The organism is Pseudoselenomonas caprae (assembly GCF_008271345.1).
GTDB lineage: Bacteria > Bacillota > Negativicutes > Selenomonadales > Selenomonadaceae > Selenomonas_A > Selenomonas_A caprae.
Map to the genome: position 1 here is coordinate 67,198 of NZ_VTOZ01000014.1, position 10,009 is coordinate 77,206.

At 53.1% G+C, this 10,009-nt stretch carries 10 protein-coding genes; 5 read left to right on the forward strand and 5 right to left on the reverse strand.

Features of this window, described 5'->3' with window-relative positions; all coding sequences use genetic code 11:
* Positions 1-62 precede the first annotated feature (62 nt).
* Positions 63-1,403 (forward strand): MATE family efflux transporter, encoded by a 1,341-nt coding sequence (locus tag FZ041_RS08040; protein WP_149189200.1) that lies wholly within the window; start codon positions 63-65, stop codon positions 1,401-1,403.
* A gap of 190 nt (positions 1,404-1,593) precedes the next feature.
* The gene (eno, locus tag FZ041_RS08045; protein ID WP_149189201.1) at positions 1,594-2,895 is read left to right on the forward strand and encodes a phosphopyruvate hydratase; all 1,302 of its coding nucleotides are present in this window, start codon (positions 1,594-1,596) and stop codon (positions 2,893-2,895) included.
* 824 nt (positions 2,896-3,719) lie between these two features.
* On the opposite strand, the gene FZ041_RS08050 is transcribed toward eno, so the two are convergent.
* Together FZ041_RS08050 and FZ041_RS08055 are read right to left on the reverse strand one after the other, a co-directional pair.
* On the reverse strand, positions 3,720-4,292 hold the full coding sequence (locus tag FZ041_RS08050; protein WP_149189202.1) for a GNAT family N-acetyltransferase: 573 nt from the start codon (positions 4,290-4,292) through the stop codon (positions 3,720-3,722).
* 1 nt (position 4,293) lies between these two features.
* Positions 4,294-4,677 carry a hypothetical protein gene (locus FZ041_RS08055; protein ID WP_075445868.1) on the reverse strand — a complete coding sequence of 128 codons (384 nt, stop codon included), beginning with the start codon at positions 4,675-4,677 and terminating at the stop codon, positions 4,294-4,296.
* Between the two features lie 196 nt (positions 4,678-4,873).
* Between FZ041_RS08055 and FZ041_RS08060 the strand changes: the two genes are divergently transcribed.
* Entirely contained in the window at positions 4,874-5,353 is a 480-nt protein-coding gene (locus FZ041_RS08060; RefSeq protein WP_149189203.1) for a MazG nucleotide pyrophosphohydrolase domain-containing protein, read from the forward strand.
* 49 nt (positions 5,354-5,402) lie between these two features.
* Here the strand turns inward: FZ041_RS08060 and FZ041_RS08065 are convergent, their stop codons facing one another.
* Positions 5,403-5,717 (reverse strand): hypothetical protein, encoded by a 315-nt coding sequence (locus tag FZ041_RS08065; protein WP_149189204.1) that lies wholly within the window; start codon positions 5,715-5,717, stop codon positions 5,403-5,405.
* A gap of 213 nt (positions 5,718-5,930) precedes the next feature.
* Between FZ041_RS08065 and brnQ the strand changes: the two genes are divergently transcribed.
* A complete protein-coding gene (gene brnQ, locus FZ041_RS08070) occupies positions 5,931-7,304 on the forward strand; it encodes a branched-chain amino acid transport system II carrier protein (RefSeq protein WP_149189205.1) in 1,374 nt (457 codons plus the stop codon).
* 198 nt (positions 7,305-7,502) lie between these two features.
* On the opposite strand, the gene FZ041_RS08075 is transcribed toward brnQ, so the two are convergent.
* Together FZ041_RS08075 and FZ041_RS08080 are read right to left on the reverse strand one after the other, a co-directional pair.
* Positions 7,503-8,774 carry a dicarboxylate/amino acid:cation symporter gene (locus tag FZ041_RS08075; RefSeq protein ID WP_075445864.1) on the reverse strand — a complete coding sequence of 424 codons (1,272 nt, stop codon included), beginning with the start codon at positions 8,772-8,774 and terminating at the stop codon, positions 7,503-7,505.
* A gap of 212 nt (positions 8,775-8,986) precedes the next feature.
* Positions 8,987-9,535 carry a ferritin family protein gene (locus tag FZ041_RS08080; RefSeq protein WP_075445863.1) on the reverse strand — a complete coding sequence of 183 codons (549 nt, stop codon included), beginning with the start codon at positions 9,533-9,535 and terminating at the stop codon, positions 8,987-8,989.
* Between the two features lie 228 nt (positions 9,536-9,763).
* Between FZ041_RS08080 and FZ041_RS08085 the strand changes: the two genes are divergently transcribed.
* Positions 9,764-10,009 (forward strand): helix-turn-helix domain-containing protein (locus tag FZ041_RS08085; protein WP_149189206.1); only part of this gene is annotated, 246 nt, incomplete at its 3' end.

Below are 10,009 nucleotides of genomic sequence, written 5' to 3' on the forward strand. Positions count from 1 at the left end.
TCAGGTCAGTAAATAGAATATACTACGCCATAGAAAAATTGTCAACGAAAGGAACACGAAAAATGAACGCGGAACTCTTTATCAGACTACCGCCGCGGAAATTATTCTTCCGCTGTGCCATACCTGCCGCCGTCACCTCGGTTGCCGGTGCGCTCTATGCCGTAGTCGACGGCATGTTCGTCGGACGTTTCATCGGTGAGGATGCACTAGCAGCCATCAGCATCACCATGCCGGTCATCCTGATGGTCGAAGCCATCGCCAATATGATTGCCACCGGAGCCTCTGTCCATATCGCCATCCATCTCGGCCAAAAAGACCATGCGACGGCGGCCCGCATCTTCTCCTTCGCTGTGAAATTCATCCTAGCCCTTTCCTGCCTTACAGGCCTTTTGGGCTATTTCTTCGCCCGCCCCTTCGTCATGCTGCTGGCACCAGGAGCCAGCGCCCATGTCATCGCACTCAGCGTTACCTATCTGCAGATCTATGCGCTCTTTGCCCCGCTGATTCCCATCTATTTTGCAACCGATAACTTCCTACGCGATTGCGGCCAGCAGCACACCAGCATGATTGTCAATATCGCCACCCAGCTTTTGAATGTCGTTTTGGATTTTGTCCTGATAGTCGTGCTCGGGCAGGGCATCGCAGGTGCGGCCATCGGCAGCTGCCTTGCCCTGGCTCTCGGCTCCCTGTACACCCTGGCCTGTTTCCGCGGGCGACGGCTTGACCTCTATTATACACGGGAGAACATCCCGCTGCAGAAGTTCATCCGGCTCATACTGAACGGTTCCAGCGAATTCTTCAGCAATATCGCTGCCTCGGTCATGAACCTTATCCTCAACATCTTCCTGCTCAAATACGGCGGAACAACCGCTGTTGCAGCCTTTTCCATTGTCATGTATATCGACAGCATGCTTGGCATGCTGAATTTCGGCATCTGCGAGGCCCTGCAGCCCGCCATCAGCTACTGCTATGGCGCCGGCCGGATCATACGCATGAAGCTCATCTTCCACATCATACGCCTCGCGATGATGGCAATTGCCGCAGCCTCGTTCCTGCTCATGCTGCTCGCCGGCCCCTATGCTGTCAGTCTCTTTATCCGCCCTGAGGATACCGAGCTAGCCGCAGTCAGCCTGACGGCCATCACGATTTTTGCCTTCTCCTATCTGCCCGGCTGGATTGATATGTGCTATTCCTCATACTTCACCGCACTCGATCGCCCCATACTGTCGCTTCTCGTCTCGCTCTGCGGAACTCTGCTCTTCCCCCTTGCCTTCCTCCTCCTATTCTCCACCCTCTGGGGCCTCATCGGCATCTGGCTCATGGTTCCCGCCGCAGCCTTGGCCAGCAGCTTGCTGACGCTGCTGCTGGCCAAAAATATCCGCCTTCCAAAGGTTCCGATGTAAGCTAGTTACAGAGTTATTCCTTACTTTTTCCTATAATGGATATAGCAAAGGAAACATTTCTCAAGACACACCCTCCTTGCGAAAATGCTGTTGGCAAGTTTTAGTTGATAAATCTTCTCAAATATACTAAAATAACATATGTTGATAGCATTTCTCATTTACCTATTTGTATAAACAGGAGGTATCCATCATGAAGGAATATTTGCAGATCATGCAGGTCATCGGCCGAGAGATCATCGATTCGCGTGGCAATCCGACCGTTGAGGCAGAGGTCGTGCTCGCTGACGGCACGCTTGGCCGTGCAGCCGCTCCGAGCGGCGCTTCGACGGGCGAGTTCGAGGCCCTCGAGCTGCGTGACGGTGACAAGTCAAAATTCGGTGGCAAAGGCGTAAGCAAGGCTGTCGCCAACATCAACGAGATAATCGCCCCGGCTCTGGCCGGCGCAGATGCTTCGGACGGCTATGCTCTCGACGCCATCATGTTTAAGCTCGACGGCACCGAAGACAAATCCAAGCTCGGTGCCAATGCCATCCTGGCGGTCTCGCTGGCTGCGGCCAAAGCCGCCGCGAAGGCACAGGATATCCCGCTCTACCGTTACTTCGGCGGCATCAACGGCAACCAGCTGCCGGTGCCGATGATGAACATCTTGAACGGCGGTGCCCATGCGTCCAACTCCGTTGACACCCAGGAATTCATGATCATGCCAGCCGGTGCCCCGAGCTTCCGTGAGGCCTTGCGCTGGTCGACCGAAGTCTTCCACGCCCTGCAGTCCCTGCTCAAGAAAGAGGGCGAAACGACTGCTGTCGGTGACGAAGGCGGCTTCGCCCCGAACCTCAAATCTGACGAGGACGCCATCGAGCATATCCTGCAGGCCATCAAAGACGCCGGCTATGAGCCGGGCCGCGACTTCGTGCTTGCCATGGATGCCGCTGCCTCCGAGTGGAAGAGCGAGAAAGGCAAAGGCTTCTACAAGCAGCCAAAATCCGGCCGCGAGTACACCTCCGACGAGCTCATCGCCCACTGGGAATCCCTTGTGGACAAATATCCCATCTACTCCATCGAGGACGGCCTTGATGAGGAAGATTGGGACGGCTGGCAGAAGATGACGGAGAAGCTCGGCCACAAAGTCCAGCTCGTGGGCGACGATCTCTTCGTCACGAACACGAAACGCCTCAAGAAGGGCATCGAGCTCGGCTGCGGCAACTCCATCCTGATCAAGCTCAACCAGATCGGGTCGCTCTCCGAGACCCTCGAAGCCATCAAGATGGCACATAAAGCCGGCTATACGGCAATCGTCTCCCATCGCTCAGGCGAAACCGAGGACACGACGATTGCTGATCTGGCCGTGGCACTCAACACGGCTCAAATCAAGACTGGTGCTCCGTCCCGTTCCGAGCGCGTGGCCAAGTACAATCAGCTGCTGCGCATCGAAGAACAGCTTGGTCATAGCGCCGTCTATCCGGGCAAAGAAGCCTTCGGTTTTAACCGCTAACACATATCCCAAATATATACATTCTTACGTTAAGAATCACCCACAAAATGCCGCTGACGCAACCATAAACGTCAGCGGCATTTTACATAACAAATTGCAGTTTGTAAATTACCGTGTTTTTATTCGAGAAAAGCCGCGCCGCCGGGCAGGGAAGTACCAACGCTTCACTTAGATGCTTTGCTAAAAATATTTTTTGCCTTTAACTAAGCATTGAAAAAGTTCCCAAACGCGCTTCGCTTGAACGGTGTGAATTTTTCAACGGAATGTGTAGGCAAAAAATATTTTCTTCACGCAAACCATCAATGTTACGCTTATGGTACTCCCCTGCCCGGCGGCTTCGTTTCAGCAATAGCCCGAATGAATCTTCAACCTGCTAATACGTTAGTGCGTATCATTCTGTGCCTAGGACAGTCGCTCCAGATAGAAAGAAGCACTACCCCGTTCGCCCCTATCATCCGCATGAGCAGGTTTGTACGAACCGTTTCTCTCGTAACAAGCACATCGATGTAATTCGTAACCTATTGCCGGAACAAAGCAGGCTTATCTAAACGTAGCAGAGGGCGGGGGCGGGTACACTTTCTTCGCAGCGGGAGCGATTTGCCCGAACGCAGTGAGGGATGGCCCGCAGTACGTACTTCCTAGAACGATTCGATGTATTGGCGTGCCGCCAGCCTGCCCGGCACATGTATCTGGATACGTACTAAAGCAACCGCGCGGGTCATTTAGCGGGAGCGGAGAAAAAGTGCACCCGCCCCCACCCAAGCTGAGCTGTAACGAGTTTATTTTAACCACGCACGGACAGTCAAACTGCAATTTAAAGAGATTCAACGAAAATTCACATCCGCGTACGCCTGCACGGGCCTTGGCTTTTCTACATGTTCCCCAAGCATCTTTTCCATCCAGATCATATCATACCAACGGCCAAACTTATAACCACATTTGTGGAACCTGCCCACTAACGTATACCCCATACGAGCATGGAATCCCTCACTGTCATTTGTCAAATACTCATCCTCAGCCCCATCAACCGGCGCAGCAATGCAAGCATTGAGATTGAGGACGCCCATCGTCCCCAGAGCTGCCTCCAAGGCCTCATAGAGCCTGCGCCCTATGCCGCCACGGCGGCACTCCTTGTCGACATAAATGGTAGTCTCCACCGCCCAATCATAGGCCGCGCGCACATGGAAAGCTGCGGCGTATGCATAGCCGAGAACCCGTCCATTTTCCTCTGCCACTAGATACGGATAGCGGCGGCGGACATGCTCCATGCGCTGCCTGAACTCCATGAGCTCAGGCACCTCCGTCTCAAAGGAGATGGCTGTTTCTCGCACATATGGCGCATAGATTTCCAGCAGCCGCCCATCATCGGCCAGTCTGGCATCGCGTATCGTCACCATATCACTCAGCCGCCCCGAGATGCTGCGCCTTGACATAGTCGAGCACGACACCGTACTGCAGCCAGCAGTCAATAGCCCGGATAGCGATATTCATGATCGTATGCGCACTGAGACTGAAGTTGCTGATTTCGCAGATCTTGACAATCTCATGGCGGGCAACATGCTCAAACTCGATGCGTAGTTCATACCGGCTGATGGTCAGCAGATAATGATTGCCCGTGCTCTTCTCCGTGAGCACCATGTACTCGGCATTGTTCGGCTTTACCGGCACGAAGCCGAACTCCTGAAAGCGCTCAATGAGGAGCGGCTTCGTCTCCCGATGGAACCGGCTATTGATCTCATCGCGTTTGGCCTCAAGTTCAGCAAATAATGGAAAGCTGCGCATAATAAAAACTCCCTTCACGTACATAAAATAAAAACACGCAATGAGCCATCAGCGCTCCATTGCGTGTTTCTTGTGAACAATTATAACACGTCCCCCAGAAAATGTCAGCGAAAATTTCTGCTTTTGTTTTGCCCGCCTGGCAAATGCGATATAATATAGCCAAAAGTATCCATTCCCTGAACAGAAAGGTCATTTTATGTACCAAGATGAAATCAAACGCTTAGAACAGATTGTCAAACAACTGCAAGCCGACGATGGCTGCCCTTGGGACAAGGTGCAGACACACGAGAGCATCAAGGCCGGCTGCATCGAAGAAGCCTGCGAGGTGCTGGCCGGCATCAATATCCTGCGCGAAACCGGCAAGTCCGATAACCTCAAGGAGGAGCTTGGTGACCTGCTGCTGCAGGTCATCTTCCACGCCTGCCTGGCCGAAAAAGAAGGTCTCTTCACATTACAAGACGTGGCCAAAGCCTCTGCCGACAAGATGGTACGCCGCCACCCGCACATCTTCCATGAACCCCTGACCGATGAGAATGGCCGGCCCGTCACCGACTGGAAAGCCATCAAGAAAATCGAAAAGCAGGGCCGCGAATGGGAAGACGGCTACCTGCCAGATGCCTTCGACGAAGGCCGCGCCCTCATCGCCAAAGCTGAAACCCGCAAGGGACTGCGCTAAAAAAACCACACAAGGAATAATCCTTGTGTGGCTTCTGTTTTCCGAACACTCAGCCGAACCGTACAAATGCGGCCTGCTTTTCCATCTGCCAATTGCCGACCAGCTCATTTTCCGTGCTGCGGCTATAAGCGACACGGATGATCTGGCCTGATCCCCACGGCTTCGTCTGCATGCGCTCCTTGAGCGCCTCCATGAAGTCACGCGTAGCCTGCGGACTGGCTCCTTCGGCAATCTGCTCAAGATTCGCCGACCCCGCTACCTTATTGTAGGTGATCCGTCCATCGAGTTTCATTGCCTCTCCCAGGCTATAAGCGATTTCCAGCACATTGTCCCGCTCGCGCAGAACCTCCACCCATGCAAACATGATATCCCGCTCCTTTCGTACAACTCTCTTGTATACAGTATACTACCTTTTGCTCGTAAATACAATTATTTCCTATCATTTATACAGTATATTTTCTTACCTCCAAACAAATTCGACAAAAGATTGCGCATACAGGAATATATTGTTTCACAAATGCAGTCTGACCTGTTAAACTTATACTACTCAGTACAGAATATCCAGGAGGAATAGACAATGAAAACAAAACTCACCTGGGGTGAGACACTTTCGATTACCAGTATGCTGTTCGGCCTCTTCTTTGGTGCCGGAAACCTGATTTTCCCCGCCTATCTGGGACAGGAAGCCGGCAGCAACATCTATCCGGCCCTCCTCGGCTTCCTGATCACAGGCGTCGGCATGCCGATGATGACCGTTGCAGCGCTCGGCATCACGGGAAGCGATGGTCTGCTTGATCTCAGCCAGAAAGCTGGCCGCCACTTCGGCTACATCTTCACTTGTGCACTCTATCTGACCATCGGGCCATTCTTTGCCAGCCCCCGTTGTGTGACAGTGCCCTTCGAGATTGGTGCCAAGGCCCTGCTGCCAGCAGGCTGCAACGAACAGCTGGCTCTGCTGCTGTTCTCGCTGGCCTTTATGGCGGCAGCTCTGTGGTTCTCCCTGCGCCCCGGCAAGATACTGACTTGGACGGGCAAGATCCTCACACCGATCTTCCTCGTCATACTCGGCATCCTGCTGTTCACGGCCCTCACTCATCCTGCCGCCACCATCTCCTCCTTTGCCCCCACAGGCGCTTACCAGCAGTCCCCCGTACTGCAAGGCCTGCTGGATGGCTATAACACGATGGACACCCTGGCCGGCCTTGCCTTTGGCATCATCGTCGTCGACGTCATCCGCAAGCTTGGCATCGAGGCTCCAGGGGCTATTGCCAAAAACACGGTAAAAGCCGGTATCTTCAGCTGCGCCCTCATGGGTGTCATCTACATCCTCGTCGCCATGGCCGGTGCCGGCAGCCGCGGCTATGGCGAACCCAGCGCCAACGGCGGAGCTGTGCTTGCCATGATTTCTGCCCATTACTTCTCCGATGGCGGCGCCGCTTTGCTCGCCTTCATCGTACTGTTTGCCTGCCTCAAGACCGTCATCGGCTTGATCACCAGCTGCTCGGAAGCCTTTGTCAAGATGTTCCCCGGCAAAGCGACCTATAACCAGCTAGCCATCGGCTTCGCCTTGATCACCTTCCTGATTGCCAACGTCGGCCTCTCAGCCATCATCCAGTTCTCGATTCCTGTCCTCATGATGCTCTACCCGATTGCCATCATGCTGACGCTCACATCGCTGGCTGGGCACTTCTTTGGCTGTGACCGCCTGGTTACCCGCAGTGCCATGACAGCGGTCATCCTGAGCTCCGTCTTCGACTTCATCAAGGCACTGCCTCCCACCTGGCTCAGTGTCACGCATCTCGATGGCTTCGTCGCCTGGCTGGCAACGGTCCTGCCGTTCTTCGCCCAAGGCTTTGGCTGGATCTGCCCGGCTATCCTGGGCCTCTTGCTTGGCTTTGCCCTCAAGCTGTTGCGCCCTAAACAACTTTCCGCAGGCAAACTGGAAGAATAACACTACCGATAAACACAAGAACGGCGATTCGTATGAGCAGTACGAATCGCCGTTCTTGCTGTGTATTATATTTTAGGAGAGCTTTGACACCCGTTCTGCGCCTCCACGCTTTGAACAAATGCCTTAACGAAAGCCTGAATATAATATACCCTAATTGATAACAATTGTCAACACATTGATAAAATTTCTCAAATTTTTTCAGTGTTCCGTCGCAGCATCCATATTCTCCGCTGCAGCCGAGGTATCACGGAACCGGTCGACAATCGTGGCACAAGCAGCATCGCCTGTGATGTTGACAGCCGTGCGCAGCATGTCAAAGATACGGTCAACACCAAAGAGTATCGGCAATGCCTCGATGGGAATGCCAGCCGCTGCCAGTACAGCAACGACGAGCAGCGTCGGCCCCGGAACGCCGGCCTGGCCGACAGCCCCCAGCGTACTCGTGATGATGATGGCCAGATACTGCATCAGCGACAGCTCCATGCCATACATCTGCGCGATGAACGTTGCTGCCATCGCGTAGTAGGCCGCATTGCCGTTCATGTTGATTGTCGCCCCCAGCGGCAGGGCGAACGACGTCGTCTCCTTCGAGACGCCGAGCTCCTTCATCGCCGTATTCATGTTGAGCGGCAGCGTCGCCATCGAGGAAGCCGTCGAAAAAGCGAAGATCTGGACCTTCCACATGCTCTTGAAGAACTGCGTATAGCTCGTGCACTTCGAGAACAATGCCACCGAACCGCCAATCATGCCATAGGTGACAATCGCCAGCACGACAACATAGAGGACAATGAGATACATGATCTTGGCAAGCACCGCATAGCCAAAGGTTCCCGTCGCATCAGCCATCAGGCAGAATACACCCAGCGGTGCCACGTACATGATAGCCGTCATGATCTTGATGAACAGCTCCGTCATATAGTTGAAGAAATCGATGAGGACAGCCTTCTTCTTCTCCTCAAGATACGTCGATGCAAAGCCCATGAACATCGCAAAGACGATGATCTGGAGGATATTGCCATCAACCAGTGCCTTGAAGGGGTTGGCGGGCACAAACCCCGTCACAGTCTCCCAAAAACCTGGGATTGTCGTGCTTTCCTCCATGTGCTCCACCTGTACGGCCGCACCAGAAAGCGCTGCCATATCGATGCCTGCACCCGGACGGAAGAGCTCACTGAACAGCAGGCCCAACGCAACAGCCACCGCCGTCGTGATTCCATAATAGACAAAGGTCAGCGCACCGATCTTGCCAGCACTGCTCGATTTCCCCAGCGAAGCCGCACCGCCGATCAAAGAGAACAGGACAAGGGGCACTACCACCATCTTGATGAGCTGCATAAAGAGATTGCCCATCGGCGCAAACATGTGGGCTGGCTCGCCCATGACGAGGCCAACCACCGCACCAAGGACCGTCGCAGCAATGATCCAGATGCCGAGCTTGTCCAGGCTCATACCAGCTTTCTTTTCTGCCATAGATATATACCTCCTGATACCGCAAAAGAGCCGCATGAACATATCGATATGACATGACATACGGCTCCTTTGCCTGAAAATTTGTATAGCTAGATGATAACACACCCAGCGGTATATGTCCATACCCAGAGAACATGAAATATTGTATACATGTTACTTGGTAAACTGTAGAATAGATGCACAGGGAATTATGTGGTTGACTTAGTCAATAATCATTGCTTTTCCTGAAAAGCAGCCTTAGGCTGGCCGCAGAGCGGACAGGTATAATCATCCGCTTCGTCATGGATGTCGCCAATGTGCTCATAGCCGCAAACCGGGCAAACATAGACTTTCTGGCCCGGTGCCACAGCCTGCTCCTGCGGGCCATACTTAGCGAGGATCTCACGCAGCAGCACGCCATGATGACCTTCCTGCTTGGCAAAGACTTCCATCTCGTCAGCAGCCTCAGCAAAACCTGCCGCCCGCACCTTCGACGCCATAGCCATGACCTGCACCTCACCATTCGTTTCTGCCTTCTCGATCGTGCGCAGCAAGCCCCAGAAATCCTGTGGATACTTGCCGTTAAGCGTCGCGTAGAAGCCTGCATGGACAGCCTCCTGGTTCGCTGCCTCGATGAAAGCCGCAGCTACAGCCTCCAGGCCCTGCTCACGCGCCATGCGAGCCAATGCATAGTACATCATAGTGCCATTGGCCTCAGCCTGCGCCATCGTCTTGATCATTTCCTGCAAATCCGTATTCTTCGTCAGTCCATAAATGCTCATCCAAGCTCCTCCTAAACTCTCACTTATTTTCTATGGCTTAATTATATTGCGTGCAATCTATTTTGTCAAATACTTTCCACATGCTACGCCCCCCGCGCCGCGTATCAGTGGGATTCCTTCCCGTATGCACTGGCCAATGGACAGGCAAACTGCAAAAAATCCGCCGGCCTGTTATTGTAGAGACCCCCATAAGTTAGACCAAGGAATCTAACTTATGGGGGTCTTTTTATGGCAAAATATAGTGCAGAATTTAAATGTAAGGTAGTCCAAGAGTATTTGAATGGACATATAGGATATACTGCCTTAACAAAAAAATATGACATCCCTTCCCCAAAATGCATTCAAGCGTGGGTCGGAAAATATCGTAGAATGGGGAAAGAGGGGCTTCAACGGTCAAGAAAAAATGAAACCTATTCTTTCCAATTCAAGGTAAATGCTGTAGAGTTATATTTAAGTACAGAGATTTCTTACCAA